We start from the raw sequence: 25,490 nt of genomic DNA, 5'->3' as shown, positions 1-25,490 counted from the left end.
GGACTAGCCCGCCGCGCTGGATTGCGGTTGCAGATTGGCGCGGCGATCGACGCGCGCCACCCGCGACAACAGATAATCGACCTCGGCCTTTGCGGTGGCCGTGATCGTCGCACCCGGCTTGCGCTGGGCGCTGGACGAAATGATGCCGCGCTTCTGCAGCACATATTTGCGCACCGACAGGCCGGCGCCGGGCTGCTGCTCGTAGCGGATCAGCGGCAGATGCGCGTCGAACAGGTCGTGCGCAGCATCGCGCTTGCCGGCCTTCGACAGTTTGACCACATCGATCAGCAATTCCGGGAAAGCGTAGCCGGTCATCGCACCATCGGCGCCGCGCTCCATTTCGAAATCGAGGAACAGCCCGCCATTGCCGACCAGAATGGACATCGGTTTCAGCGAGCCATCCTTCTGGAAGCCGCGCAGCGTGGTGATCTTTTCCAGACCCGGCCAGTCCTCATGCTTGAGCATGACGCAGGATGGCGAATCCATCACGATCTTGCGGATCACGGCCGGCGTGAAGATGACGTTGAGCGTCAGCGGGTAATCCTGCAGCACCCAGGGAATATCGTCGCCGATGGCTTCCTGCGCCTGCTTGAAATAGCCAGTGATCTGGTCATCGGTACGCAGGTTCGGCGGCGGCGCGATCATGACGCCGGCGGCGCCAGCATCCATCGACGCTTTCGCAAGAGAGCGCATCGAGGCAAAACCCGGCGCCGAGACGCCGACGATGATCTGCATGGTCTTGGCACGTTTGACGAAGCGAACCGCTACCTGCTCCGCCTCGGCCGCATCGAGCTTCGGCGCCTCGCCCAGAATGCCGAGCACGGTAACGCCTTCGCAGCCGACTTCAGCGTAGAAATCAGTCAGCCGGTCGATGGATTTCTCGTCGATGCGACCGTCGTCGTGGAACGGCGTCGGCGCAATGGCGAAGGTGCCGGCGGCCTGGGCGGTGAGCTTTGTCATGTGTGCGTCTATCCTGTTGTCCGTCATTCCGGGGCGCGAAGCGAACCCGGAATCTCGAGGTTCCGGGTTCGATGCTATCGCATCGCCCCGGAACGACGTTACTTAAATCGCCGCGCGGACTTCTTGATATCCTCCTCGGAGAAGAAGATGTCCTTGGCGTGGGTCACGATATCCTCGGCCTTCCAACCGGTAAACGGCGGTGTCCAGCCTTCCATTTCCATCATCCGCATCTCGCGAACCCCGCGCGGGCCGGAGACGCCGAGCACCTTGCCGGTCTGGTCGCCCGACAAGTCGCTGACCATGTATAGCACGGCCGGCGCGATGCCATCAGGGCCGAGCGCGGCGCCCGGGTTTTCCTTGTAGCGCGGCAGGTCGGCGGTCATGCGGGTCAGCGCGCCCGGGGCCAGCGTCCAGATCCTGATGTTGTACTTGCGGCCTTCGATGGCCAGCACGTTCGACAGTCCCCAGATACCGCCCTTGGCCGCGCCGTAGTTGGTCTGGCCGAAATTGCCGATCAGGCCCGAGGTCGAGGACGTGTTGACGATGACGCCGCCGCCGTTCTCGCGCATCCATTTGAACACCGGCTGGGTGCAGCAGAAGGTGCCCTTGAGGTGCACCTTCATCACCTTGTCCCAGTTGGCCTCTTTGGCCTTGGCAAAGGTCTCGTCGAGCAGGATGCCGGCGTTGTTCACCAGGATATCGGCGCGGCCGAAATTCTTGATGGCGTCGTCGAACACTGACTGCCCGCCGGCCATGGTCGAGATGTCGGAACCGTTGGCAACCGCGCGGCCACCCTCGGCCTTGATCGCGTCGACCACCTGCTGCGCCATCGACTTGTCCGAGCCGGAACCGTCGCGGGGACCGCCGAGGTCATTCACCACGACCGCCGCGCCCTCACGCGCGAACAGCTTTGCATAGGCTTCACCGAGCCCGCCGCCCGCGCCGGTGATGATGGCGACCTTGCCGTCGAGTAGTCCCATGTGTTCTCTCCCTTATTGATTTCGTCATTCCGGGGCAGCCCGCAGGGCTGAACCCGGAATCTGGAGATTGTGGAGCGAGATTCCGGGTTCGCGCTGCGCGCGCCCCGGAATGACAGCGTGCGTCACGCCAGCACCGTCTTGCCGCTCTTGATGACGGTGACGCCCCTCGCCTTCACTTTCGCCTCGAACGAGACGACGTTGCCGTCCTTCCAAAGCTCCATCGTCACGGTTTCGCCGGGATAGACCGGCGAGGAAAATCGCGCTGCGTGCTGCTTGAAGGCGGACGGATCGTAATCGGCATAGGTCTGCAGCACGCCGCGGCAGGTGATGCCGTAGGTGCACATGCCGTGCAGGATCGGCCGCGGAAAGCCGGCCTTCTTGGCGAACTCGGGATCGGAGTGCAGCGGGTTGCGGTCGCCGCAGAGGCGGTACACCAGCGCCTGGTCCGGCCGCGTCGTGATGTCGACGATCTGGTCGGGCGCGCGGTTCGGCACCTGGTGCGGCTCGGGCTGGCCTTCAGACGGCCCACCGAAGCCACCGTCGCCGCGGGCGAAGCGCGACGCCACCAGCGTCGCCAGCTTCTCGCCGTTCTCGTCCTTCAGCACGGTCTGGTGGCGGATCACCGCGCCCTTGTCCTTGCCCTTGTCGAAGACGTCGAGCACGGTCGAGTCGGCCGTGATCCTGGCGGCGCTCGGCAGCGGCTTGTGGAAGGTGATGTCGCGCTCGCCGTCGACCACCATCACGCGGTTGAGGTTCATCTCGCCGGGGTTCGAGCCCCAGGCGGCCACCGAGGCGAAGGTCGGCACGACCTTCAGGGGACGCGGGGTGAAGGTGCCTTCGTTGACATAGGCGAGCTCCTTCTCGTCCATGGGGTCGGCGCCCATCCCGATGCCATAGGCGTAGAGCATCACCTCGCGATCAGTATAGGCGTATTTCTGGCCGAGGTTTTTCAGGGCCATGAGCTGTTCGTAGTTGATCGGCATTTCGTTTCTCTCCCGAAATCTTCTCGCCGGCGCTCGTTGCTGCGCCCTCTCCCCTTGTGGGAGAGGGCTGCACCGGCAGACGCAACAAACTCGCTTGGGTGAGGGGTTGGCTCCGCAAGCACATCGCTCGCGGAGAGAACCCCTCATCCGGCGCTTCGCGCCACCTTCTCCCACAAGGGGAGAAGGTACTTTCTAAGCCGCGGTGAAGAACGGCAATGGCGCGCCGTCGGTCGGTTTCCATACCAGCTTGACCTTCTGGCCGATCTTGATCTTCTCCAGATCGCAATCGACGATGTTGGTCTGCAGCGACGGGCCTTCCTTCAGCGTGACATAGGCGATCGCATAGGGACCGCTCGGCGATTTGCGCATCAGGCTGTAGGTGTAGACCGTGGCCTCGCCCGAAGCTTCCTCCCACTCCGTCTTGTCGGAGAAGCAGAACGGACAGATCGAGCGCGGGAAATAATGCCGCTCGCCGCAGGCGGTGCAGCGCTTGATCAGGAACTTGCCGGCCTTGGCCGCTTCCCAGAATGGCGCGGTCTCGGGGTTGGTTACAGGTGTCGGATATTTCTTGGCTTCAGCCATCACACGCGCTCCAGAATGCAGGTTGAGGCGGCGTGACGCACGCCGAGGAGACCGCCGGTGCCATGGGCGATCGCGAGGTCGCAGTTCGGCACCTGCACCTTCGGATGGGCTTCGCCGCGCAATTGGCGGACAGCTTCGAGGATCTTCGTCATGCCGCCGCGGTTGACCGGGTGGTTGCTGCAGAGACCGCCGCCGTCGGTATTGAACGGCAGCTTGCCGACGCCGGAAATCAGGTTGCCGTCGGCGACGAACTTGCCGCCCTCGCCCTTCTTGCAGAAGCCGAGGTCTTCGAGCTGCATCAGCACGGTGATGGTGAAGCTGTCATAGATCGAGGCGTATTTGATGTCCTTCGGCGTCACGCCCGCTTCCTCGAACGCGCGCGGGCCGGACCAGACGCCGGCGGAATAAGTCAGGTCGAGATCCTTGCCGCCGCGCGGGCCCTTCATGGCTTCGCCATGGCCGATCAGCCGCACCAGCGGCTTCTTCAGGCTCTTGGCGATTTCCGGCGTGGTCACGATCATCGCGCCGCCGCCATCGGTGACGACGCAGCAATCCATCCGGTGCAAGGGATCGGAGATCATCGGCGAGTTGATGACGTCTTCGACTGTGACGACGTCCTTCAGCATCGCGTGCGGGTTGTACTGGGCATGATGCGAGGCCGCGACCTTGATCCAGGCGAGCTGCTCGCTTGTCGTCCCGTAGTCGTGCATATGGCGCATGGCACACATGCCGTAGGCATTGTGGGTGGTGGCCCCGTACGCCGCCTCGAAATCGGCTTCCGCGCCGGCGGCGCGCGCCGGCATCGGGCCGGTGCGCGGCTTGCCGGCGAGCGTGACCAGCGCGATCGAGCATTTGCCCGCCGCGATCGCTTCAGCGGCGTGGCCGAGATGGATCAAGTAGGAACAGCCGCCGGTCTCCGTGGAATCGACGTGGCGCACCTTCAATCCGAGGTAATCGACCATCGGCCAAAGGCCACCGGGGGCATCGCCGGCGCAGAAATAGCCGTCAATATCAGCCTTGGTCAGTCCGGCATCCTCGATCGCGCCCTTGGCGACCTCGGCATGCAACTGCGCCGTTGATTTGTCAGGTGCGTGCCGGGTGGGATGCTCGTAGATCCCGGCAATGTAGGCTTTGCCTTTGATGGTCAAATCGTTCTCCGTTGGCGTTTCTTCTTCCTGAAGTTTTTCTGGCCTGTCGGACCGACCTTGGCAAGCGCGGAAATATTCCGCCGGGCGAGAGCGTAGCGACTGGACTCAAGTCGGGATGATTATTTGCCAAAATCGTATCAGGTCGGCACGGGGCGGATATGCCAGCGCGTTCTCGCGGCGCGACGCGCCCGAGTTGTACCTGCTCGCTTGCCCCTCCGTTGAGAGGGCGCAGGGAAGACCGGGTGCGCGCTGCACCCGCGGTCTCGTGTGCAATATGCGTGAAGGAATGCGCACACGAGCATACAGGTCCAGCGGAGAGCATCCGGCCTTCCCTGCGCAATGGCTTGACGGCTTATGGCGCGCTCTTCCCGGAGCCGAATTCCTTTGGCCTCCGTCGCTGCCGGATTGACGGCCGGTCGAACCCGGTTGGATTCGAACAACCTCCGCCAGCTTGACACCAGCCACGGGTGCCAGAACCACACGCTTTTGCCGTACGCGAATGCGCCGCCCGTCCTGCGCTGAGATCGATCGCTCACAGCCTTGAAGGCCGCCCTGCAATGCCTCGCGCGCGCGAGCGCCCTCGCGTCCACCGCTCCCCGCACTCCACGTATCGTGACGACGCGTACGCCCCTCTTCGATGAGGCGGGATGGCGCGAACATGGAGCTGATTTGGGGGAAATGAGAAGCGATATATTTTCGCCGCGCGATCTGGACGACCCAAATCACGTTGAATCGTCTGATGAAATTGGCTTATTCGCGCAGCGGGCTTTGCGGAGGTTTGGGAGCGCACCGCACGATCGGCGCGCATTGCCTGCCGACAGGCAAATCAGCGTGAGCCTGTATTCCTGACCGCATCAACCAGCATGGCGTAAAGCTGGCGCTTGGTGAACTCCTTCGGCTCCACTGGTGCCGGCCTGGTTGCTGCCGGCTTGCGCCGAGACACCACCTTGTCCGACGGGCGGGCACAGGCGGCTGATGGCGCCACCTTGCGCTTCGGCACCGACACGATCCTGGGATTCGCGGTTGGCGGCTTATGACCGCGCTTCTGGCCCATGCGCTTCAGCTTCGCGCTCACGGCGTTGCGGCTAAGGCCAAGTCGAATTGCGATCTGACCGGCGCTGTGGCCGGCAGTCCAGAGCTCTTTGAGCCGTGCTACGTCGTTCGCATCCCAACCCATGAAGATGATTATACATCGACTGCGAGCAACAGGCTAGTCGTTGTGTCTGTTGTTCGATCGAGCAGATGATCTTGTCGTTAACGACGCGCCGTTGGGAGTCGTAGGGCGGGCAAAGCGCAGCGTGCCCACCATCGCGAGCGGAGTGTGAGATGGTGGCGTTGTGCGTCTTAGCCCACCCTGCGCAGCTAGTGATGCTTTTCCAAAACAATGACCGGCGTGCGCGACGCGCATTCCCACATTGCCGCGACATAGCAGTAGCTGCCGGGATAGTCTTCGAGATGGAAACCATCCGCATCTGGAGCTATCAGCCGACACTTCACCTCGGCCTTCCAGAAGGCAAAGCGATCGCTCTCGGATATCCATCGCAGGGGCTGCCCTACCTCGGCAACCACGAAGTTCGAACCGCCCTGCAGAAGCCGCTGAATATCTGCCTCTCCCAGATCCTTAGCCCGACGCGCATCCAGCAAGCCGTCGTTGTTCCAGAGTTCGGTGAGCGGCGTCCGTGTGACGATCCTCTGGACCATATCCATGCTACCTTCCTCGCCCTATCGATCGCGCAGGCCGGACCAATTGCCGGCAGTCAAATCAGGCTGAGCCTCCCGGAAATCCGCTGACGATCCTGGCGTCCACGGAAACTCTCCGTCTCGATTCGGGAATACCAGCTGGAGCATTCGAAACTGTCATTTCCATAAAACCACCTGCTCCACCCGAGGTGAGATTGGTACTGCTCAGGCGATACAGAAAGCAGGACGGCCGCGGCATTTTCAAAGATCTCTCGGGCTGGCTTCCCAACGGGAAACCGTCGCCCTGCCTCGCGTTCGCGATAGATGTGCCAGAACGTGCCCTGAGCGTTCGCTTTCGGCATCGAGAACAGTATCATCTCCGGAAACCCGAACTTCAGCCAGAAGCCGGTTGTGTAGGTGAAGCCGGGTCCTTCGGCGTCTGCCATGACATGCGTGCCGAACCAGCCATGTTCGCGGATTCGCTGAACGAAGTTTTGTTCGTGTTGGTCCAGTCGTTCGGGATCGGCATCAAGGGCGGTGAACATGAATGCACATCGGGTCGCGACGAGTGAGCGGGCGTAACCCAACATGCCACGGAGCCAGACTGGAAGCGAGATGGTGGGCACGCTTCGCTTTGCCCACCCTACAAGACTGCCCCCTACTCCGCCGCGATCTGCCTCGGCGCGGGTGGCGGGCTCGCAAGGTCGGCGGTGAGTTGGGCGTGGCGCACCTTCGCATCCGCGACGGCCTTCTCTTTCACCGGGCCGTAGCCGCGGATGCGGTCGGGCAAGGACAGGAGTTCGACGGCGGTGTCGTGCGTCACCGGCGACAGCAGGCCGAGCACGGTTTCCACGTCCTTCTCATAGGCCGCGATCAGCTCGCGTTCGAGCTTGCGGTCGGGGCTGTAGCCGAAGACGTCGAGCGGCGTGCCGCGCAGGAAGCGCGCCTTTGCCATCGTCCGGAACACGGGCAACATCCATGCGCCGAAGGCGCGCTTCTTCGGCCGTCCCAGCGCATCCTTAGCCCCGCCGAGGATCGGGGGCGCGAGATTGAAGTTGAACTTGAAGTCGCCTTCGAACTGGTCGCGGAGCTGCTGTTCGAACTTGCCATCCGTGAACAGCCGCGCCACTTCGTACTCATCCTTGTAGGCAAGCAGCTTTGCGTAGTTGACCGCCACCGCGCGCGGCAGCGCATCCCCGTAGCCGCCCCTGGTCGCGGCATCGCGCACCCGATCGACCAGTTTGCGGTAACGCTTGGCGAGCCGCGCGCTCTGGTAATCGGTCAGCATGCCCATGCGATGGGTGACGATCTCGTCGAACGTCATTGCATCCAGCGTCTTTGCGGGAGCGACCGCATCATGATCCTTCATCATCTCTTTGAACCGCGCCGGGTCGGCCGCAGCGAGCCGGCCAAGCTGGAAGGCCTGCGTGTTCATCTTGATGGAGACGCCGTTGACCTCAATCGCCTGCTCGATCGCTTTCGCCGAGAGTGGCAGCAAGCCGCGCTGATAGGCGTAGCCGAGCATCATGACGTTGGTGGCGATGGAATCGCCGAGCAGCGCTTCTGCCGGCGTGGTGAAATCGAAGAACGAAGAGTCCTTGCGAAGCTCCGTCTCCAGCACTGAATTGAGCTTGCGGCTCTGGAAGTTGAAGTCGCGGTTGAGGATGAAGTCCGCGGTCGGAATGACGTGGCTGTTGATGACTCCGACGGTGCGAGTGGATTCGCACAGCGTAACCATGTCCTTCGACACCGCCACCACCTCGTCGGCGGCCATCACGAGATCGGCAGTGCCGGTGACGATGCGCGAACAGGTGACGTCGGCGGTGTGTTCGGAGAGCCGCACATGGCTGAGCACCGCGCCGCCCTTTTGCGCGAGGCCCGACATGTCGAGGATCATGCTGGCCTTGCCCTCGATGTGCGCGGCCATGCCGAGCAGCGCGCCGATGGTCAGGACGCCGGTGCCGCCGACGCCGCCGACGGCGATGTTGTAAGGCCGCTCCAGCGACGGGAATGAGGCCGGCTCCGGCAGATCGCCGATGTCACCGAGGCTGGCCGGCGCGCGACGGCGCGGCTTGCCGCCGTCGATGGTGACGAAGGACGGGCAGAAGCCCTTGAGGCAGGAATAGTCCTTGTTGCAGGTTGACTGGTTGATGGTGCGCTTGCGGCCCATCTCGGTTTCCAGGGGCTCGACCGAAATGCAGTTCGACTGCACCGAGCAGTCGCCGCAGCCTTCGCAGACGGCCGGATTGATCATGACGCGGCGCGCCGGGTCTTCCATCAGCCCGCGCTTGCGGCGTCGGCGCTTTTCGGCGGCGCAGGTCTGCACGAAGACGATAGCCGAAGTGCCCTTCAGCGTGCGGCAGGTCTTCATGACGTCCTGCAGCTCGTCGCGATGCGCGGTCTTGACGCCGGGCGCGATCTCGGACGTCGGATAGGCGCCGGGGTTTTCCGAGACCAGATAGATGTTGCGGATGCCTTCGGCGTGAAGCTGGAAGGTGATCTGCTGCGGCGACAATTCGCCGTCGACATGCTGGCCGCCGGTCATCGCGGTCGCGTCGTTATAGAGGATCTTGTAGGTGATATTGGCGCCGGAAGCGATCGCCTGGCGGATCGCAAGGCTGCCGGAGTGGAAGTAGGTGCCGTCGCCGAGATTGGCGAAGACGTGCTCTTCCTTGGTGAAGGGTGCGACGCCGACCCACGGCACGCCCTCGCCTCCCATGTGGGTGTAGGTCTCGGTGTTGCGGTCCATCCACAGCGCCATGAAATGACAGCCGATGCCGGCAAAGGCGCGGCTGCCTTCCGGCACCTTGGTCGAGGTGTTGTGCGGACAGCCCGAGCAGAAATACGGCGTCCGGGTGACGGGCGCCACCGCCTGCATCTGGGTCGCCTGTCGGCCGTTGAACCAGTCGGCCTTGGCGCGCAGCATCGCGGCGATTTCGGGGTTGAGGTTAAGTCGAAGAAGTCGCTCGGTCAGCGAGCTCGCCAGCGAGGCGACGGAAAGCTCGGCGGCGAAGGTGAGAAACCGCTTGTCGTGATCGTCCATCTTGCCGACGATGCGCGGACGAACGTCGTCGCGCCAGTTGAACAGCTCCTGCTTGACCTGGTTCTCGACGATCTCGCGGCGTTCCTCGATGATGAAGATTTCCTCGAGGCCGACGGCAAAATTGCGGACGCCTTCCGGCTCCAGCGGCCAGGGCATGCCGATTTTGTAAAGCCGCAAGCCGATCTTGGCGGCGACCTCCTCGGTGATCCCCAACTCGCGCAGCGCCTGGCGGATGTCCTCGTAGCTCTTGCCTGACGCCATGATGCCGTAACGGGCATTCGGCGAATCCATGGTGATGCGGTTGATCTTGTTGGCGCGTGCAAAGGCGATCGCGGCATAGCCCTTGTAGTCCTGCAGGCGCAGGTCCTGCAGATAGCGATCGTCCGGCCAGCGCAAATTGAGGCCGCCGGGCGGCATCTCGAAATCGGTCGGGATCGCGAACGGCGTCATCTCGTCGGTGAGGTCGATCTCGGCGGTGGTTTCCACCGTCTCGGTGATCACCTTCATGCCGACCCAGCAGCCCGAGTAGCGCGACATCGCGATACCCAGAAGGCCCATCTCGATCATTTCATGGATGCTGGAGGGATAGAGATACGGCATCAGCGCGGAGATGAAGGCGTGGTCGGACTGATGCGGGACGGTGGAGGACTTTGCGCCATGGTCATCGCCGGCAAGGACGAGCACGCCGCCGTTTTTGGCGGAGCCCGCGGTATTGCCATGCCGGAATACGTCGCCGCAGCGGTCGACGCCGGGGCCCTTGCCGTACCAGATGCCGACAACGCCATCATATTTGGCGCCGGGCGACAGGTTGAGCTGCTGCGAGCCCCAGATCGCGGTGGCCGCGAGGTCCTCGTTCACGCCGGGCTGGAACTTGATGTTGTACTGGTCGAGATGTTTTCGGGCGGCGAAGAGCTGCTGGTCGTAGCCGCCGAGCGGCGAGCCGCGATAGCCGGAAATGAAGCCTGCGGTGTTGAGGCCCGCGGCGCGGTCGCGGCGGATCTGCGCCATCGGCAGACGGACCAGCGCCTGGATGCCGGTCAGGAAAATATGGCCGGTGCCTTGCGTATATTTCTGGTCGAGACTGATCGGACCTTGGTTGATTCCCATTGCAGCCCTCTTTGCCAGCCGGTGGAGCTTTGTTCGGAACGACTGTTTTTAGCTAGTCATCTGAACTCATTAGAACCAGTCTATGTCGGATTTTTCCGCCCGCGCAGCACAAATCTTGCGCTCAAAGCCGCGCTTTGAAAGATCGCAATTTCGTGCCGGGAATAACGGCGCGGCATTTCGGTTTGTGTCGTCTGGAAGCCCCGGCGCGAAATGGCGTGACGTCCCTCCTCCCTACGCTTTCGCGCTATAACGCTCCGAAAGGCCAAATGGTGCAGGGATCCATGCGGACGATTCTCGCCGGCATACTTTTGTGCACTGCGCTCGCGGGCGGCGACGTCCATGCCCAGTCAAGGGTCGAGCCGACCACCGAGGACATCGCGCGCGGCAAGGCGCTGACGGAGGCCGGCGACTGCGCCAGCTGCCACACCGCCGATCCCGCAAAACCGTTCGCCGGGGGAAAACGGATCGATACCCCATTCGGCGGCATCTATTCGCCGAACCTGACGCCGGATCGCGAGACCGGATTGGGGGCGTGGAGCGATGACGATTTCTACCGCGCGTTACGGTTCGGCGTGGCGCGTGACGGCTCGCGCTACTACCCGGCGTTCCCCTATCCGAATTTCACGAAACTCACGCGCCAGGATATTTTTGCAATCCGCGCCTATCTGGCGACGCTGACGCCGCTACGCAGCGAGCCGCGCGTGCCGGAGCTGCGCTTTCCGTTCAACTACCGCTTCGTGATGCGCGGCTGGAACTGGCTGTTCTTCAAGCCCGGCATCCTGATGCCGGACCAGCAGAAGAGCGCGGAATGGAATCGCGGACGCTATCTGGTGGAGGGCATCGCGCATTGCGGCGCGTGCCATACGCCGAAGAACATGTTTGGCGCGGACAGGCGCGGCCAGGTCTATGGCGGCGGGCGCGTCGCGGGCATGTTCGCACCGCGGCTCGATGCTGCCGAGCGCAGCGGCCTGAAATCATGGAGCGTGGAAGATATCACCGAATATCTGCAGAGCGGCCGTAACGCCAAAAGCCATGCGGGCGAACTGATGTCGGAAGTCGTGGTCAACTCGACCTCGAAGATGAGCGATGCGGATGTGCGCGCCATCGCGGTCTACCTGAAGGATCTGCCGGCTGGCGCGCCGGAGCCGAAGGTCACGCCGCCCTCGCCTGCGCAAATGGCCGCGGGCGAAAAGCTCTACAACGGCGCCTGCATCGCCTGCCACGAAGAAGACGGATCGAGCGCACCGCGGATCTATCCACCGCTGCCCGGCAACGCCAACCTGCAATCGGCCGATGCCTTGAGCACGCTGCGCATCATCCTCGACGGCGCCGAGACCGTGACGACGCCGCGCGCGCCCAACAAGGGATCGATGCCGGGTTACGCCGCGAAAATGACCGACCAGCAGATTGCCGACGTGACCAACTACATCCGCAATGCCTGGGGCAATGCGGCGCCGCTGGTGACGGCAGATGAAGTGGCGAAAGCGCGGCGGGCGAAGTAGCCCTCACCGCTGCTCGCCATTAAAGACGAATTTCGGCATTTCCCATTTGTAGCGGATGGCGAGCAGGCGCAGCGTCAGGCCGAGCACGAAGGTCAGCACCGTCCAGAGCTGGGCATCGAGGTTGAGCCCGAAGGCGGTGGCGTAGAACAGGCCGGTCACGATGGAGACGCTGGCGTAGAGCTCGGCGCGAAACAACAGTGGTACGTCGTTGCAGAGAATGTCGCGCAACACGCCGCCGGCACACCCTGTGATCATGCCCGACACGATCACGATCGGCAGCGAGGCGTTCATCTGCCAGGCGACATCGCAGCCGGCCATGGTGAAGACCACAAGCCCGATCGCATCCAGCACCAAGAACGCCGCGTTGAGCCGGTGCACCTGCCGCGCGATCAGGATGGTGACGAAGGCCGCGATCCCGGTCAGCGCCAAATAAGACGGGTTCTGCACCCACACGAGCGGATAGTGCCCGAGCAGCACGTCGCGGATGGTGCCGCCGCCGAGCGCGGTAATGCAGCCGAGCATGCATACGCCGGCCCAGTCCATGCTGCGCCTACCCGCCGCGAGGGCCGCGGTCATCGCCTGCGCGGTGAGCGCCACATAGGTCAAGAGTTGAAGGACGGTATCGCCGGGCGGCAGGCTCCACATGGCAAACCTCACTTCGGAACCGGAGGGAATCAGCGGTTCCAACATTACAGGATTGCAACTTTGGCGCGGAACATCCGGTCGTGCCAGCCATTGTCTTTCCGCTTAGCTGGGATGCTAACGGAGGAACCCATGCAACCCAACCCAAACGATCCCTACCGCACCGGTCTGAGCGATGAAGAAATCCGCCGTCAGGCGCGCTTCAACAGTCTCGACAACGAGTTGCAGCCCGACCCCGCGCTGGCCGAGGGTTCGCCCAGCGGCGCCAAGGTCGCGATGTTTGCGGTCGCGATCGCCGTCGTGCTCGGCGCGCTGTTCTATGGACTGAACAACACCACCGTGAACCAGGCCGGTACCACGCCGCCCAATCAGACCGCGCAAACAACCCCGGCCAATCCCGCAGCGCCTACGGGCATGCGTGACGTAACGCCGAAGGCCAACACCGAACCCGGAACGACCACGGGCGCCGCGACCAATCGTCCGACGCCGCCGGCGCCGAACCCGACCGGCACCGAGGTCGATCGCGCCAAGCAGTAACGGCTGATGATTTGAACAACGAGCAGCGGGCCATCAGGCCCGCTGCTTTTTTCGGCTCCAGGCGCGGACTCATTAGTACGTTGCAAAATTCGCATCGAGGCTCGGCTTCGGCCGCTTTCGAGAAATATCGTGCTCTAGCGTGGGGCTTCCGGCTTCTTGCGGCGTCCGAGCGCGAATTGACCGACCGGGCCCTCTACATGGAACTCGAGTCCCGTCATTCTTGCAAACAGATCGATATTACCAGTGCCGATCGCGCAGCCACCGAGGCCCATATCGGTCGCCGCCAGGTAGAACGTCTGGATCATGCTGCCGACATCCTTCAGGATCAGCGAGTACGCGATTGAGCTGTATTTCCAGGAGATCCGCCCAAAACGCGCTGATATCGTGATCAGGACCTGCGGCGGACCTGACGCGTCCATGGCAAATTCGGCTGCCGCCGAAAGCGCCTGGAGTTGCTGTGCGGAGACCCCGATCGCTACCAGCGCGTGGCCGCCCGCGTCGTAGTGGTAAAGTCCGCGTGCAAGCCCTTCGCAATTCGAGACTGACAGATACAATTCCAGTTCATACGCGCTGCCGGCCGACGGATAGGGCCTTGTGCTGTAGGTGATTTCAGGACTGCCTTCGAAATTCGCGTCGCTCTTCCATTCCGACAGGACGCGGGCTGTGGTGTCGAGAAAGCGCGCAAGTTCGGCGAGCGTGACCGGGTTCTCGTCATCGAAATCCCGGACTGAATGGCGATCGCGCAACAGCTTTGCGAACGGCGAGGCCGGATCCGAGTTGGAGAATTTGTGCAGGTCGATCTTCTTGCCGGGCCAGGGCGGGCGCACCGCAGGCGGCGGTGAAACGACGCTTGCATAGGCGAAGGTGCTGCCAACCGGATTGGCGTGTCGGCCCTCCGTGCTCCGCGTGTGAAACACGAGATCATGGAAATCCCAGAGAACGAGATTGCCGTCGCCTTCATTCACCCGAAGGCCGTCGCCGCTTTTCACATTGAGCTTGAGTAGGAACCGGCTATCCAGCAGCAGTTCGAGCAGATCGAGGTTGAAGGCGGCCGCGTCGCGGCGAAGCCTGCTGATCTTGTGAGGCCGCGACAGCGCCGCGAGGGTGGCCGCAATGGCGGGATCGCCAATTCGAAACAGTGCGCCGGCGCGCGGCGATTCGAGCACCATCTCGTTGCCGCGCCGGCGCAAATAGGTAAAGCGCGACAGAACGATGGTGTCACTCTCGCCGAGCTTTGCGCGTTGCGGCCAGTATTCGGGGACCTGGGGTTCGATGACCACGAGGTCCCCCTCGTCGCGCGGAAAGGACAGGCGGTATTCGACAAGCCCGTGCCGCGCCAGTCGATGCGCCAGGACATCAACTTCCCTCGCGACGACGCTCTTGCCAGCAAAGGACGCGAGCGGCAGGCCGTCAGTCAGACTCCGCGCACGGTCCATCGCGGCCGGGCTGAGATGTCCCAGATTGACAAAATAGCCATCCACGGAGGCGGCGATGCTTCCGTCCGCCTGCATCTGAAAGGAGAAATGACCGTTCAATCTGATGGTGATGACGGGCGCGATCTTCCTGGTCGGCTTTTTCCCGGGAGCGCGCACGAAAGACCCTTTCAGGTGTGCGGCAGGAACGGAGTGAGTTCGCTTTCCGGCCGCGGGTGATCCAATAATCCAAGCTTCAGCGGAACATCGTAAAGCCGGCCCGGTGCGAAGCGGCGATAGAAATGCCGCAGGCCTGGAACGAGCACCCGAACGACCGGGACCTCAACGTCGGGCCGCGTCTGGTCGAGCACGAGGAAATCGTAACCTGCCTGGGTCGCGATTTCGACACAGGCGTTCACCTGATCGCGCGTGTTGTCGTGAACCTTGAGATCGGGAGCCGGCGGAACGACCGGATTGTCGCTTGGAATCAGGAACGGATAATCTTCCAGGCGCAGCGGCTTGATACCGTCAAGCGTCGGCTTCTCACCGCTGCCGCCGCCCATCATGCCAATCGACATGAATTGGGTCAGCTCGGTAAGGGAGCGCAGCAGGGCTATGCGGCGATCGAAATGCGCGCCGGATCCGAACTCGATATTTTCGTGGCCGTTCTGCATCCAGTGCATGATCGCCACGTAAGTGGGAATGCCGAGATCGCTGGTGACGTCGAGCACCCACAGGCGGCGCCCGGCATCGGCGAACTGGGTTTGAAGATCCCGGACATAGGAATCGTCGAATTGCTTGAGGTCGACCTCGGCACGCTGCACCCGGTTGTACCACCAGATGGCGTAGGCATCGCGCTCGACCAGTTCGAGGAAGCCCTGAACGATGGCTTCCTCGCGGGTGTTGCCGGCCGCGCAACCGTTGGAATCCGTATGGAAGCCACCATAAAAGAAGTAGAGCAGACCGGTCGGAAGATATTTGAATCGCTTGTCGCGCAACGACCAGACCGGCGACCACTCGGTCCTCATCGAGGGATCGAGCGGCTCAGGAACCGGATGTGAATCGTCCGGCTGCTGGTCATATCTGCTTTGAAACTGCGTTTCGCTGAAAAGCTGGACGTCATTCGGGTGAATGGCGTCGCCGGGCGCGAAATCGGTAAAGCGGCGCGCCGTCCTGATCTCGTCGCCCTGGAAAATGCCCGAATAGCGTTCGATCGCCTCCATCAGCGCGCTGGCCTCGCCCTGCTCGGCCGTGGAGCCTTTGCCGAAGCTGCCGCCGCTCAATCCGGACCTGAGCTGATCGACGCTCTGGGCCGGCCCGGAGAAATTGTGATAGGCGAAAAAATTGGTGTTCATCGGCAGATCGACCTCGATCCGCTCGAGCCGCGTCACCACGCCGGTCAGTGGGCTTACATGCTTGCGGAAGCGCGCCACGGTCGCCCGAGACGTCATGGTGCGATACCCACCGCTGGTCATGATGAGCTTGCTGCCTTCGGCGATCTCGATCGGCGTCGCCGCCCGGCGTGGACTTTGCAGCTTCTTGCTCCCGCAGGTGTGACATTGCGGGCGCCGCGCGACAAAGTGCTTGGCGATCACCGCGCCGGTCAGGTCGAGGCTCGCAATGTGATCGCGCAGATCGGTGCGAAAGCCTGAGGCAATCGCTTTCGTGATTTCGACGGCAGCGAAGTGAAAAGCGGTGTGTCCAACACTGTCGTTGACCAGCGGCGATACGGCGACCGCCTTCGCCGGTCCACGGTCGAGGAACCCCTTGATCTCGCGATTGCGGATCATGCGATCAAACAGACAGTTCCAGCAGGCGCCCTCGCCCGGTTTGAACACGGGGCCCACCAGCGGAAACACGCCGGACGGCTGGACCAGCAGCCACGCCGTCTTGCCGGCGACGCTATTCTGGTTCATCTCGGCCAGCCGCCGGTCGAGATAGTCGTTCACGAGCGTGATCGTGAGTTTGGGCGAACGCTTGGCGATCTGAACGCCGAGTTTGCTCAAGGCCGCGGCAAGTTCTTTGGCGCCTTTGACGTCGATCGATTCCACCTGCACAGGACAATTGCGGAGATTCTGCTCCGCGACCTCGGGAGGCAGGCCGAGGCTCGCCCAATATCCAGCGACGGCGCCATCGAATGCATACGACGTTCCTTTAACGACGTACCGGCGCTCAAGCAGCCGCTTGATCGCTTCCTCAATCTTGTCGGCCGGAAAACTCTTCGAAAGCTGGCGAACAATCTCGGGCGCAGCCTTTCCATTTTTTCCGATCGCCGTGGCCACCGCACAATAGAGATCGCCGTGCAGGAAGAACTTGCGATCCTCGGAATAGAGGCAGACCACATCGGGAGGAAGCAAATAGGCGGTGAAGTTTGGCGCGAATCGCAAAATGTCCTTGCGGGTCTTGCTCGCAACGCGGCTCTTGCGATTGACTGTCATCACACTCGCTTGTCACCGGCAGGCTGCCCGCGCTGGCAGGCGAGCGTCACAACGAAAACAAGATACTGGCCGGGTCAATCGAACCCGGCCAATGAAATCGTGGCGTGTCGGCACAAGATCAGGAAGCGCCGCCGCCTAGCACCAGCGGCAGCGGCCCCAGGATGCGCAGCAACCTGCGCATCCTATGCCTATGCCGATGCCTGGCACGCCCACCCCTATCCAACCAACGCCGCAGCCACCACAGCCGCCACAGCCGACGCCGCATCGGCAGGCTCTGCATCCACAGCCTCTGCAGCCGCGACAACCACCGCATCCGTGGAATCCGCCGCATCCCCGGAAGCCACCACATCCGCGGCAGCCACCGCATCTGCCGCAGCCGCGCTGGGCTAGCTGCACGCCGCTTAGGTCGTTGTCGAAGAGTTCGTCGTCGAAGAGACGGAAGGTGGCGAGGCTGACGTCGGCAAGTTCCTCTTCGTCGAGCGTGATCATCGTGCCAGGAGCGAAATTCTGCCCCTGCTGAACGTCACCGGTCGGTATGGCCGATGCCGATGCACCTCCTGCTAGCGAAAAAGTTAATCCGGCGGCTCCCAGCGCCGGTATTGCGGTTCTGGTTACTCGCTTCTTTTTCGAAGCTTGCTTCACCCGCGGCATGGTCGCATCCTCCAATGTTGCAAGAAGGATCCCCGTAGGCGTGATCCTACGCTTACCAAATAAGGCAGGCAAGATTCATGCACACACGAAAATGTAATGACGCTCGTTCAGGTAGCATTCATGTTCATGAACGATGTCGCCGCGTTTTCGCCCGTTGCATCGACGGTCCGCACCATTGCGCGGATTACAACGCGTGCGCGACGTGGTGCAGTGCGTAATCGTCTCCAAGCTTGAACGGAGAAATTCGTTTGGTCAATCAACTCGGACGCTTCGCCTGGTATGAGCTCCTGACCACGGACGTCGCGGCAGCAGGCGCCTTTTATGGGGCGGTCGTCGGCTGGGGTACGAAGGACGCGTCAACTCCGGAACTGGCCTACACGGTGCTTACTGCCGGCGAAGTTCCGGTAAGTGGGCTTATGGATATCCCGGAAGAGGGGCGGCGATTGGGGGCAACTCCGAGATGGGTCGGCTACGTCGCAGTCGGTGACATGGATGCGACAGCCACACAGATCAGGCGTCGCGGAGGCGCTGTCATGCTGCCGCCAACGGATAGCAATATCGGCCGGGTTTCAGTGGTCGCCGATCCGCAAAAGGCAACTTTTGCGCTGGTCAGCGGACTGACCTATGGCCAAGGGCATTCCATCGGACTGGACGAACTGGGACGCGTGGGCTGGCACGAGTTGCTGGCTGAAGACCGGAACAAGATCTTTGATTTTTACGGCGAGCTTTTTGGCTGGCAGAAGGCCGACGGTGAAACCGATCGGGCAGACTTCTATCAATTGTTTTCGGCGGCCGGGCAGACGATCGGTGGCATGCTCACCAAGCTGCCGAGCGTGCCACAGCCGTGTTGGCTCTATTACTTCAATGTCGACGACATCGGCGCGGCCGCCAGGCGCGTCAATGATGGCGGAGGCCGGGTCCTCCAGGGTCCGACTGAATTGCCTGATGGTTGCTGGATCGCGCGATGTGCCGATCCTCAAGGCGCACTATTTGCGCTGCAGGGTGCTCGAGGTCCGCAAGACACCGAGCAACCCTCCGCCTCGGAGGTCACTTGGTCCGCCAAGTGGGGTGGTATTGCCTCACAGGGCAGGATGGTGCTGCCAAAGCCGAAGCGCTAAGCCAGAGGGCTCGCAAGTGGAAATGCTTTAGCTGAACATCTTGTTGAGTTCGCCGCCGGAATGGCCGTTGGCGAATTCGCCGAACGTGCCCTTCTCCGCCATCTCCTTTGACGCCTTCATGAAGCCGGCCCATGCCATCCGCGCCAGCGAAGCGCCGATGCTGATGCGGCGCACGCCGAGAGCGGAAGCCTCCTGCAGCGAGGGACCGGTGCCGACCAGGAGATTGACGGGTTTCGGGTGCACCGCCTTTACCACAGTCGAAATCTCTTCCGCCGTCGCGATGCCCGGCGCATAAAGGCAATCGGCGCCGGCTTCGGCATAGGCGGTCAGCCGGTCGATCACGAGGCTCAAATCCTTCTGCCCGCGCAAGAACGCCTCGCAACGGCCGGTGAGCAGGACGCCGCTGTTGTCGGCATCGATCGCCTGCCGCGCCGCCTTGATGCGGTCGACGGCCAGCGCGCGGTCGAACAGCGGTTTTGCGCTATCGCCGGTGTAATCCTCGATCGACAGGCCCGCGACGCCGGTCTTTACCGCGCGCGCGACATTGACGGCGACCTTGTCCGGTTCGTGCGCAAAGCCGTCCTCGAAATCGGCATTGACCGGAATATCGACCGCGGCGCAGATCGCCGTGAGATGATCACAGACGTCGTCGACGGTAACGTGGTTGTCGGCCTTGCCAAGCGTCCAGGCGAACCCGGCGCTGGTGGAGGCCAGCGCCTTGAAGCCGAGATGCTGCAGCGCCTTTGCGCTGCCGACGTCAAAGGGATTGGGGATGATGAAGCATCCGCTCTCGTGCAATTTCTTGAATGCGGCGCGTTTGTCAGCAGATGTCAGCATGGTCGCTCCCCTCAATATTTGTTGGCGCCGCGTAGATAGGGACGCGACGCCCATTCCGCCAGACGTCTCATGCCACGACCTTGCGCAGGAATGTCCGCTCCTCCGCGAGGATGAACCGGTTCTCCTCGGCGAAATTGAAATTGGCCATGCCCTCGCTGTCGGCCCGCAGCCGCGCCCGGTAGCTCTCATAGGCCGCCAGACTCTCGAACGAGATCAGCGCGAAGGCGATGTTGTTGGTGCCCTCGTGCGGCATCCAGTAGCCGAGGAGATCGCCGCCGCATTTCGGGATGATGGTGAGCCAGTTTTTCGAGTACTGCTCGAACAAGGCGCGCTTGAAGGGATCGAGCTGGTAGCGGATGAAGACGGTGACGGTCATGGTGTTCTCCAATTTTTCCCCCGTCATTGCGAGCTTCGCGCGCAATGACGGAGCCTGTTGCTTCGACCGAACAATACCCACTTGCCCAACACCGATGCTTCGTCTATCATCGAACTATGAAAGCAGGTCCCGACATCGCCATGGTCGCCTCTCTCGTCGGCGATCCCGCGCGCGCCAACATGCTGACCGCGCTGATGGACGGCCGTGCGCTGACCGCGAGCGAACTGGCGCACCAGGCCGGCATCACGCCGCAGACCGCGAGCTCGCATCTCTCCAAGCTCGAGGCCGGCGGGCTGATCGAGCCGGAGAAACAGGGCCGTCACCGCTATTACCGCCTCACCGGGTCTGACGTCGCGCACGTGCTCGAAGGCCTTGCAGGCCTCGCCGAGCGCGCCGGCCACACCCGTGTTCGCACGGGACCGAAAGAGCCGGCGCTGCGGCGGGCACGGATCTGCTACGATCATCTCGCCGGCGATCTCGGCGTGCAGATGCTCGACAGCCTGCGCAAGCAAAGGCTGGTCCGGCAAACCAAGCAGGCCATCGAACTCACCGGCGAAGGCAAGCGCTTCATGGCGGAGGCGCTGCAGATCGATACCGAAGCGCTGGCGCATCCGCGCCGCCCGGTGTGCAAGGCCTGTCTCGACTGGAGCGAGCGCCGCCATCACCTCGCCGGCACGCTGGGGGCTGCGGTAATGAACCGCTTCACCGAATTGAATTGGGCGGCGCGTGACGCGACGCCGGGCAGCCGCGTCGTCAATTTCACCCGCACCGGTGAAAAGCGCTTTGCCGCATTGTTCGGAAGCGAACAGGCTTAGCCAGCGCGCTTGAACTTTTCCGACGGAAACGCCGACCAAGCGTTACCCAGCGTTTCCGACGAGATTTTCATGAACCGTTTAGTTCGAACCATTGCCGCCGCGACGCTGCTCGCGTGCTACGCCCTGCCCATACAGGCAGAAGAGCTGCCCAGATTCAGCGATCACAAGGTGAAGGTCTACACCGGCAAGCGCGCCAAGCCGCGGCTCGACCATGAGTTCTGGCGCGATCAGAGCCACACCTATCGCGGTGCGATGCGAGACGACAAGGTGAATGCCGGCGGGCGCTTCATCGTCGTCATCCTGCCCTGCGGCACCGAATGCCAGGCGCCGACATTCCTCGACGTCCGCACCGGGCGGATTACCCAGTTCTTCACCGTCTCGAATTGGGGTGATGTGCCCGATGAGTTCGAGCCCGTGATCAGCCGGGCCGACAGCCGCCTGATCGTGTTCCGCGGCAAGCGCAACGAAAAGGGCATCAACGGCAACCACTATTATTCGATCGACGACCGCGGCGAGCTCAAGCACCTGTACTCGACGGACACCGGCGGTGATTTCAGCGCGGCGCTGAAGGCCGAGTGAGGCGGATCCGGCCTTATCGTGATTTCGGATATTGCTGGCCGGATGGGGCCGATCTAGAGTCGTGTCATGAAGGACACGGTTACGGAAGACACGATTACAGAAGCGGTCAGGCAGCAGTGTCGATCGCAAAGGCGCTTCGAATGCGCGAGGCTGGTCTCGGAGAGGTCGATACCGAGGACAGTGCAGTCCGGGTTATTGAGAGCGGCCTCGCCAACGTTGAACTTCGGCGAATGAGCCTGCTTGATGTCGGCGAGTTGAAGCGCTCTTTTGACCTGATCATTTGCACCGGCGTTCTTCATCACCTTCCCGATCCAGACGCCGGACTGAAGGCGCTCGCAGATGTACTCGATCCATCCGGCAGCATGGCCATCATGCTTTACGGGAAGGCGGGGCGCGCCGGCGTGTATCTGGTCCAGGATATATTGCGGCGACTTGGAGCCGGCCGGAATGCCGAGGGCGTCAGGATTGCCCGTGAACTTCTAAAGGTTGTCCCATCGAAACATTATCTGATCTCGCCGACCGGCAAACTGCCCCATGATCTTGCCGACGATGCGGGCATCGTGGACATGCTGCTTCACCCGCAAGACCGAGCCTACGCGGTGCCGGAGATCATGGAATTCGTCGAAGCGGCCGGGCTGGTTTTCTTCGGCTGGAACGATAGTGCCCTCTACTGCGCCGATCGGTTTCTGGGCGGAGAGATGCTGGAACACGTTTTGGCGCTCCCGGCGCCGGAGCAATGGGCCGTCATCGATAATCTCACCGCGCTGAATGACAGGCACGATTTTTTCGTCAGGAAGCCGCAAAGCATGCGCTTCCTCACGCGCTTCGATACGGATGATTATCTGGCATACGTCCCGCACATTCGAGCCGGCGTCCGATTGGCGGGTGACGTCAACGCATTGGTCTTGACCCGTCCTGCGCCTCAAGGGGAAGTCGTTATCCCGATATCGAGAGCGGAAGCGCTCATGCTGGAGCAGGTAGACGGAAAAAAGCGGATATCGGATATTCTGTCACACGCCATCTTCACAGGGTCCGAGCCCGAACAACGGACGAATTTCGCGCGCACCGTTTGCGAGCGGATGTGGCGATCGGGGCATGTCCTGTTTGGCCGATCCGGCTCTTAAGCTCCACTTCAGCTCTTACCGAGATAGGCGACTGTTTCGATCTCCACCAAGACTTCCGGTTTCGCAAGAGATCGCACTTCTACAAGCGTGGAAGCAGGAAAGTCTCCGGTGAAGAACTCGCGGCGTGCTCGCCAGACCTCGGTGTTTTTCTGGATATCGACGACGTAGATCGTCATCTTTACCAGGTCGTCCATCGTTCCCCCGGCCGCTTTGATGATGCGATCAATACGTGAAAATATTTGCTTGGCTTGTTCGTACTCATCTTTTCCAACTATTTCGGTGCCGCCCTCGAAGGGCCGTGCGACTTGGCCGGAGATGTACAGCATGTCGCCGGCGCGTACGGCGTTTGACCAGAGACCGGGGCCGACCTCAGCTACGTCGGGGACTGACAGCTTTGTCCTTTGGCATTGCATTCTCCCTATGAATTGTCTCGGATGCGTTTTGCTATTGATCTATCACAAATACAGGCACCCGGCTCATGCTCTCGCCAAAACGTGAAACGGAAAGCCTTTACATCGCGTGAGGTCAGCAGCAATACGCCGCTGTCTTACGGGAGTCTTTGAGATGCGAAGGATGTACGTCAGCGCGGCAGCAGCCGCCTTGGCCGTGATTGCGTTATTGCCAGCGGCCTCGGCACAAACCGAACGCCCCGCCGCGCGCGAACCCTACGGCATCGCGCTTGAAGGCTTTGCCTATCCCTACCCCGTCCATTTGCTGCCGCTGGTCAACGACGGCGAGCAGGTACGGATGGCCTATATGGATGTCGCGCCGACGCAGCCGAACGGACGCAGCGTGGTGCTGCTGCATGGCCGCAACTTTCCATCGAGTTACTGGGCGCCGGTCATCAAGACCCTGAGCGATGCCGGCTATCGCGTGATCATTCCCGACCAGATCGGTTTTGGAAAGTCGTCGAAGCCGCAAGGCGATCTGCATTTCGATACACTGGCGCGCAACACGGTGGCGCTGCTCGATCATCTCGCAATCACCAAGACGGACATCGTCGCCCATTCGCTCGGCGGCATGCTCGGCGTGCGGATCGCGCGCGCCTATCCCGACAGGATCGTGCACCTGGTGCTGACCGCGCCGATCGGGCTGGAAGACTATCGGCTCTACGTGCCGCCGACGCCGACGGAGAAGATTCTGGAGAACGAAGACAAGTTGACCGCCGACGGCTATCGCAAGCAGCTCGAGACCAATTACGCGCTGAAACTGCCGCCCGAACAGGTCACGCCGTTCATCGATGCGCGCTTCAACATCAAGGGCAGCGCCGAATACCAGCGATGGCTGCGCGCCTTTGTCAGCTCGGCGCAGATGATCTACCGCGAGCCTGTCGTGCACGAGATTCCCCTGATCACGCAGCCGACGCTGTTCGTGATGGGCGCCGATGATCACAACGCGCCGGGCCGAGCCAATGCGCCGGAGTCGTTGCGCGCGAAAATGGGCCAGAACGCCGAGCTGGCCAAGGCGCTCGCCGCCCGGATGGGCCGCGGCCGGGCCGAGGTGATTCCGAACACGGGACATCTGGTCTTTCTGGAGGCGCCGGGCAAATATAACGAGCTGATGCTCGGATTCCTGGCGGCCCCCTAGCATCGGGGAACATTCATGTTCCATTCAGGTCTCGGGACTAAGTTCCGTTCCGTGCCGCCTTGCGGCCGAAAACGGGAGAAAACATGAAATACCTCTTCGCAGCAGTTTTGGCCCTGGGCACCGTTGCCAGCTTCAGCGCGGCGGAAGCCGCGGGCGGATGCGGCCCCGGCTGGCATCGTGGCCCCTATGGCGGCTGCCAACCCAATCGCCGGGCCGTTGTAGTTCGTCCTGCTCCGGTCGTCGTGGTGCGGCCTGCAGCTCCGGCCGTCGTCGTGCGGCCCGGCCGCGTGTGTCCTTACGGCACCGTGTGGCGCTACGGCCGCTGCCGCGCTTATTGATATTTTCAACGCACAACAACAAAAGCCCCGCTCGCGCGGGGCTTTTTTCTATTGCTCATCAAAAACGATCGCTGGCGGCTGCTTACCAGTAGTAACGACGCCGGCGCCAGTAGCGGCGACGCCAACGACGGCGGCGGCGATGCCAGCCCCAGTATCTGCGGCGCCATCGACGCCGACGCCAGCCCCAGTGACGGCGGCGCCAGCCCCAACGCCTTCGGCCCCAACCGCGTCCACGGCCGCGGCCCCAGCGCACTTCTTCCGGCGAGAGGCGATCGACCTCCTCGCCTGACGTGACGGCGGGTTGCGCATCCCTGTTGTCGGGCAGCTTGTTGGCATCGTCGGCAAGCGGCGCCGGCATCAGCGGCGCGGCCTGCGCGCTCGCTGCGAGCGCGACGCCGCCCGCGGCAAATCCAAAGGCGAGTTTCAGAAAGTGGCGGCGCTCCATTACATCTCCTCCTCCGTTTGTTCTTTGCGAGAAAGAGAGTTTCGATGCGCCGAGATGAACGCGCGGTGAATTGCGCGTTCAGCTCTGTCGTAATCGCAGTCGGCCCCAGTTTATTTTCACGCGCGGTTGTGCGCGGCGGAACCTTTGTCGTTGCTGCGGCATTTTCGTGTCACGCGCGCGTGTGATGGTCCGCCTTTCGCGGCGACCAACGTCGCCGTCTCACGCCATCAGCTCTTCCGCCAGCACCAGCACCTCGCGTGTCCGCGTCACGTCGGGCCAGTCGCGATTGAAATCGGCGACCAGCCGCTTCATTTCCGATCCCTCGATCGCGCGTTCGAGCGCGGCCTTATCCGGAAATTGATACATTGCGTGATGCAGCGCCGGATCGGTGGCACTCCAGTAGCGCCACGCCTTGACGGCGCCGAACGATTTCATGGCATCCGGCAGATGCTCGCGCGAATACCAGGCGTCGAAGGCCTGGCGCTTGGCGGGATCGGCGACGGTGGCGCGGACGACGAAAAAGGCTGCGGGCATTTCATTCTCCCTGGAATTGTTTTTGTACGTTCTTGTAGGGTGGGCAAAGCGCAGCGTGCCCACCATCGATCC

The 25,490-nt window shown here is 62.4% G+C and carries 25 protein-coding genes; 8 read left to right on the top strand and 17 right to left on the bottom strand.

The annotated features are described in order from the left end of the window. Positions 1-3 precede the first annotated feature (3 nt). The 9 genes from LMTR21_RS14525 to LMTR21_RS14485 all read right to left on the bottom strand — a co-directional run bounded on the left by LMTR21_RS14525 (position 4) and on the right by LMTR21_RS14485 (position 10,483). Positions 4-960 carry a dihydrodipicolinate synthase family protein gene (locus LMTR21_RS14525; protein ID WP_065750174.1) on the bottom strand — a complete coding sequence of 319 codons (957 nt, stop codon included), beginning with the start codon at positions 958-960 and terminating at the stop codon, positions 4-6. 98 nt (positions 961-1,058) lie between these two features. Further along, entirely contained in the window at positions 1,059-1,940 is an 882-nt protein-coding gene (locus LMTR21_RS14520; RefSeq protein ID WP_065750173.1) for an SDR family oxidoreductase, read from the bottom strand. 122 nt (positions 1,941-2,062) lie between these two features. Continuing rightward, positions 2,063-2,923: a MaoC/PaaZ C-terminal domain-containing protein gene (locus LMTR21_RS14515; RefSeq protein ID WP_065750172.1), complete on the bottom strand. Its 861-nt coding sequence runs from the start codon at positions 2,921-2,923 to the stop codon at positions 2,063-2,065. 192 nt (positions 2,924-3,115) lie between these two features. Then, positions 3,116-3,505 (bottom strand): Zn-ribbon domain-containing OB-fold protein, encoded by a 390-nt coding sequence (locus tag LMTR21_RS14510; protein WP_057838689.1) that lies wholly within the window; start codon positions 3,503-3,505, stop codon positions 3,116-3,118. After that, positions 3,505-4,653 (bottom strand): thiolase domain-containing protein, encoded by a 1,149-nt coding sequence (locus LMTR21_RS14505; RefSeq protein WP_065750171.1) that lies wholly within the window; start codon positions 4,651-4,653, stop codon positions 3,505-3,507. Before LMTR21_RS14505 ends, LMTR21_RS14510 begins: the two co-directional genes overlap by 1 nt. Positions 4,654-5,479: 826 nt before the next feature. Further along, positions 5,480-5,830, bottom strand: coding sequence for a GcrA family cell cycle regulator (locus LMTR21_RS14500; protein ID WP_065750170.1), 351 nt, complete (start codon positions 5,828-5,830; stop codon positions 5,480-5,482). A gap of 185 nt (positions 5,831-6,015) precedes the next feature. Beyond that, on the bottom strand, positions 6,016-6,360 hold the full coding sequence (locus tag LMTR21_RS14495; RefSeq protein WP_065750169.1) for a hypothetical protein: 345 nt from the start codon (positions 6,358-6,360) through the stop codon (positions 6,016-6,018). Positions 6,361-6,410: 50 nt separating this feature from the next. Then, complete coding sequence (locus LMTR21_RS14490; protein WP_246175490.1) at positions 6,411-6,878, bottom strand: DUF4262 domain-containing protein; 468 nt, start codon at positions 6,876-6,878, stop codon at positions 6,411-6,413. A 113-nt stretch (positions 6,879-6,991) separates the two neighbouring features. Continuing rightward, complete coding sequence (locus LMTR21_RS14485; protein WP_065750168.1) at positions 6,992-10,483, bottom strand: indolepyruvate ferredoxin oxidoreductase family protein; 3,492 nt, start codon at positions 10,481-10,483, stop codon at positions 6,992-6,994. Positions 10,484-10,764: 281 nt separating this feature from the next. Between LMTR21_RS14485 and LMTR21_RS14480 the strand changes: the two genes are divergently transcribed. After that, entirely contained in the window at positions 10,765-11,985 is a 1,221-nt protein-coding gene (locus LMTR21_RS14480; protein WP_065750167.1) for a cytochrome c, read from the top strand. A gap of 3 nt (positions 11,986-11,988) precedes the next feature. Here LMTR21_RS14480 and LMTR21_RS14475 read toward each other — a convergent pair whose 3' ends face one another. After that, the gene (locus tag LMTR21_RS14475; RefSeq protein WP_065750381.1) at positions 11,989-12,630 is read right to left on the bottom strand and encodes a trimeric intracellular cation channel family protein; all 642 of its coding nucleotides are present in this window, start codon (positions 12,628-12,630) and stop codon (positions 11,989-11,991) included. Between the two features lie 129 nt (positions 12,631-12,759). Between LMTR21_RS14475 and LMTR21_RS14470 the strand changes: the two genes are divergently transcribed. Further along, positions 12,760-13,164: a superantigen-like protein SSL4 gene (locus LMTR21_RS14470; protein ID WP_065750166.1), complete on the top strand. Its 405-nt coding sequence runs from the start codon at positions 12,760-12,762 to the stop codon at positions 13,162-13,164. Between the two features lie 134 nt (positions 13,165-13,298). Here LMTR21_RS14470 and LMTR21_RS14465 read toward each other — a convergent pair whose 3' ends face one another. Together LMTR21_RS14465 and LMTR21_RS14460 are read right to left on the bottom strand one after the other, a co-directional pair. Then, complete coding sequence (locus LMTR21_RS14465; protein ID WP_065750380.1) at positions 13,299-14,675, bottom strand: SagB/ThcOx family dehydrogenase; 1,377 nt, start codon at positions 14,673-14,675, stop codon at positions 13,299-13,301. A gap of 92 nt (positions 14,676-14,767) precedes the next feature. Continuing rightward, the gene (locus LMTR21_RS14460) at positions 14,768-17,014 is read right to left on the bottom strand and encodes a TOMM precursor leader peptide-binding protein (protein ID WP_065750165.1); all 2,247 of its coding nucleotides are present in this window, start codon (positions 17,012-17,014) and stop codon (positions 14,768-14,770) included. 899 nt (positions 17,015-17,913) lie between these two features. Between LMTR21_RS14460 and LMTR21_RS14450 the strand changes: the two genes are divergently transcribed. Further along, positions 17,914-18,783: a VOC family protein gene (locus LMTR21_RS14450; protein ID WP_246175484.1), complete on the top strand. Its 870-nt coding sequence runs from the start codon at positions 17,914-17,916 to the stop codon at positions 18,781-18,783. A 27-nt stretch (positions 18,784-18,810) separates the two neighbouring features. On the opposite strand, the gene LMTR21_RS14445 is transcribed toward LMTR21_RS14450, so the two are convergent. Next, positions 18,811-19,620, bottom strand: coding sequence for an isocitrate lyase/PEP mutase family protein (locus LMTR21_RS14445; protein ID WP_065750163.1), 810 nt, complete (start codon positions 19,618-19,620; stop codon positions 18,811-18,813). Positions 19,621-19,687: 67 nt separating this feature from the next. Further along, complete coding sequence (locus tag LMTR21_RS14440; RefSeq protein ID WP_065750162.1) at positions 19,688-19,996, bottom strand: NIPSNAP family protein; 309 nt, start codon at positions 19,994-19,996, stop codon at positions 19,688-19,690. Between the two features lie 116 nt (positions 19,997-20,112). On the opposite strand from LMTR21_RS14440, the gene LMTR21_RS14435 reads away from it, so the two are divergent. The 3 genes from LMTR21_RS14435 (at position 20,113) to LMTR21_RS14425 (ending at position 22,514) form a co-directional block, all read left to right on the top strand. Beyond that, positions 20,113-20,811: an ArsR/SmtB family transcription factor gene (locus tag LMTR21_RS14435; protein WP_065750161.1), complete on the top strand. Its 699-nt coding sequence runs from the start codon at positions 20,113-20,115 to the stop codon at positions 20,809-20,811. Between the two features lie 69 nt (positions 20,812-20,880). Further along, a complete protein-coding gene (locus LMTR21_RS14430; RefSeq protein ID WP_065750160.1) occupies positions 20,881-21,390 on the top strand; it encodes a hypothetical protein in 510 nt (169 codons plus the stop codon). A gap of 140 nt (positions 21,391-21,530) precedes the next feature. Then, on the top strand, positions 21,531-22,514 hold the full coding sequence (locus tag LMTR21_RS14425) for a class I SAM-dependent methyltransferase (protein ID WP_065750159.1): 984 nt from the start codon (positions 21,531-21,533) through the stop codon (positions 22,512-22,514). An 8-nt stretch (positions 22,515-22,522) separates the two neighbouring features. Here LMTR21_RS14425 and LMTR21_RS14420 read toward each other — a convergent pair whose 3' ends face one another. Next, a complete protein-coding gene (locus LMTR21_RS14420) occupies positions 22,523-22,927 on the bottom strand; it encodes a RidA family protein (protein WP_065750158.1) in 405 nt (134 codons plus the stop codon). Between the two features lie 160 nt (positions 22,928-23,087). Between LMTR21_RS14420 and LMTR21_RS14415 the strand changes: the two genes are divergently transcribed. Beyond that, complete coding sequence (locus LMTR21_RS14415; protein WP_065750157.1) at positions 23,088-24,101, top strand: alpha/beta fold hydrolase; 1,014 nt, start codon at positions 23,088-23,090, stop codon at positions 24,099-24,101. A gap of 83 nt (positions 24,102-24,184) precedes the next feature. After that, positions 24,185-24,439 carry a GCG_CRPN prefix-to-repeats domain-containing protein gene (locus LMTR21_RS14410; protein ID WP_084030351.1) on the top strand — a complete coding sequence of 85 codons (255 nt, stop codon included), beginning with the start codon at positions 24,185-24,187 and terminating at the stop codon, positions 24,437-24,439. 82 nt (positions 24,440-24,521) lie between these two features. Here LMTR21_RS14410 and LMTR21_RS14405 read toward each other — a convergent pair whose 3' ends face one another. Next, positions 24,522-24,884 (bottom strand): twin-arginine translocation signal domain-containing protein, encoded by a 363-nt coding sequence (locus LMTR21_RS14405; RefSeq protein ID WP_065750156.1) that lies wholly within the window; start codon positions 24,882-24,884, stop codon positions 24,522-24,524. Positions 24,885-25,103: 219 nt separating this feature from the next. Then, positions 25,104-25,418 (bottom strand): hypothetical protein, encoded by a 315-nt coding sequence (locus LMTR21_RS14400; protein WP_065750155.1) that lies wholly within the window; start codon positions 25,416-25,418, stop codon positions 25,104-25,106. Between the last annotated feature and the right edge of the window lie 72 nt (positions 25,419-25,490).

This window comes from Bradyrhizobium paxllaeri (genome assembly GCF_001693515.2).
Taxonomy (GTDB): Bacteria; Pseudomonadota; Alphaproteobacteria; order Rhizobiales; family Xanthobacteraceae; genus Bradyrhizobium; species Bradyrhizobium paxllaeri.
This window is presented reverse-complemented; position numbering and strand designations above follow the sequence as displayed.

Coding starts and splice junctions, on each gene's coding strand:
- LMTR21_RS14460 (WP_065750165.1), bottom strand. CDS start 17,014: ATGACAGTCAATCGCAAGAGCCGCGTTGCGAGCAAGACCCGCAAGGAC.
- LMTR21_RS14410 (WP_084030351.1), top strand. CDS start 24,185: ATGAAATACCTCTTCGCAGCAGTTTTGGCCCTGGGCACCGTTGCCAGC.
- LMTR21_RS14445 (WP_065750163.1), bottom strand. CDS start 19,620: ATGCTGACATCTGCTGACAAACGCGCCGCATTCAAGAAATTGCACGAG.
- LMTR21_RS14495 (WP_065750169.1), bottom strand. CDS start 6,360: ATGGATATGGTCCAGAGGATCGTCACACGGACGCCGCTCACCGAACTC.
- LMTR21_RS14490 (WP_246175490.1), bottom strand. CDS start 6,878: ATGTTCACCGCCCTTGATGCCGATCCCGAACGACTGGACCAACACGAA.
- LMTR21_RS14520 (WP_065750173.1), bottom strand. CDS start 1,940: ATGGGACTACTCGACGGCAAGGTCGCCATCATCACCGGCGCGGGCGGC.
- LMTR21_RS14420 (WP_065750158.1), bottom strand. CDS start 22,927: ATGCAATGCCAAAGGACAAAGCTGTCAGTCCCCGACGTAGCTGAGGTC.
- LMTR21_RS14465 (WP_065750380.1), bottom strand. CDS start 14,675: ATGCAGGCGGACGGAAGCATCGCCGCCTCCGTGGATGGCTATTTTGTC.
- LMTR21_RS14515 (WP_065750172.1), bottom strand. CDS start 2,923: ATGCCGATCAACTACGAACAGCTCATGGCCCTGAAAAACCTCGGCCAG.
- LMTR21_RS14475 (WP_065750381.1), bottom strand. CDS start 12,630: ATGTGGAGCCTGCCGCCCGGCGATACCGTCCTTCAACTCTTGACCTAT.
- LMTR21_RS14405 (WP_065750156.1), bottom strand. CDS start 24,884: ATGGAGCGCCGCCACTTTCTGAAACTCGCCTTTGGATTTGCCGCGGGC.
- LMTR21_RS14470 (WP_065750166.1), top strand. CDS start 12,760: ATGCAACCCAACCCAAACGATCCCTACCGCACCGGTCTGAGCGATGAA.
- LMTR21_RS14525 (WP_065750174.1), bottom strand. CDS start 960: ATGACAAAGCTCACCGCCCAGGCCGCCGGCACCTTCGCCATTGCGCCG.
- LMTR21_RS14500 (WP_065750170.1), bottom strand. CDS start 5,830: ATGGGTTGGGATGCGAACGACGTAGCACGGCTCAAAGAGCTCTGGACT.
- LMTR21_RS14440 (WP_065750162.1), bottom strand. CDS start 19,996: ATGACCGTCACCGTCTTCATCCGCTACCAGCTCGATCCCTTCAAGCGC.
- LMTR21_RS14415 (WP_065750157.1), top strand. CDS start 23,088: ATGTACGTCAGCGCGGCAGCAGCCGCCTTGGCCGTGATTGCGTTATTG.
- LMTR21_RS14430 (WP_065750160.1), top strand. CDS start 20,881: ATGAACCGTTTAGTTCGAACCATTGCCGCCGCGACGCTGCTCGCGTGC.
- LMTR21_RS14435 (WP_065750161.1), top strand. CDS start 20,113: ATGAAAGCAGGTCCCGACATCGCCATGGTCGCCTCTCTCGTCGGCGAT.
- LMTR21_RS14400 (WP_065750155.1), bottom strand. CDS start 25,418: ATGCCCGCAGCCTTTTTCGTCGTCCGCGCCACCGTCGCCGATCCCGCC.
- LMTR21_RS14480 (WP_065750167.1), top strand. CDS start 10,765: ATGCGGACGATTCTCGCCGGCATACTTTTGTGCACTGCGCTCGCGGGC.
- LMTR21_RS14485 (WP_065750168.1), bottom strand. CDS start 10,483: ATGGGAATCAACCAAGGTCCGATCAGTCTCGACCAGAAATATACGCAA.
- LMTR21_RS14510 (WP_057838689.1), bottom strand. CDS start 3,505: ATGGCTGAAGCCAAGAAATATCCGACACCTGTAACCAACCCCGAGACC.
- LMTR21_RS14425 (WP_065750159.1), top strand. CDS start 21,531: ATGCGCGAGGCTGGTCTCGGAGAGGTCGATACCGAGGACAGTGCAGTC.